The following is a 581-nucleotide window of genomic DNA, read 5'->3' on the forward strand; positions in this document are numbered from 1 at the left end:
GAGGCCCACCGATGCGGCGTGCGCCAGCAGTTCGAGCTGCATTTGAAAGATTGGCTGCGCCTGCCGCTGGATGAGATCACCAAGTCGATGGTTGTTGAGCGTCACGGATCCATGGCGGCAACGCCATCTTCGGCCAATCACCTTTTGAAATACTTCCGGACGGTCTGGAACCATGCGCGCCGTATTCATGACTTGCCGGAAAGCCCGACGATGGCCATCGAATGGTATGAAGAAAAGCCAGAAGGAGCGATCATCGATGATTTACGTATCTGGCGACAAGCAGTGGACGATCTCTACAACCCGATTCACAAGGTCTTCTACGAGCTGCTTTTGTTCACAGGCTTTCGCAAAACCGAGGCGTTGACATTGGAATGGAAGCAGATTCATGAAGATCACATCCATTTGCCGATGACCAAGAATGGGCGCAGCTTTGATCTTCCCATTTCACAGGTACATCACGAGATACTGGCCCCTGTGCGCGGTTTGCATCGGCAATGGGTGTTTCCGTCACCCAAATCCCCCACGGGTCATCTGAAGGGACCTGAGCGCATGCAATGGTCCAGCCACGCCCATCGTCGAAC

At 54.0% G+C, this 581-nt stretch carries 1 pseudogene; it reads left to right on the plus strand.

Annotated features, from left to right (window positions below):
* A pseudogene (locus tag Q1B13_RS26865) lies at nucleotides 1-581 on the plus strand (integrase); the annotation flags it as partial.

Origin of the sequence: uncultured Ruegeria sp., assembly GCF_947489545.1 — a bacterium.
Lineage (GTDB): Bacteria > Pseudomonadota > Alphaproteobacteria > Rhodobacterales > Rhodobacteraceae > Ruegeria.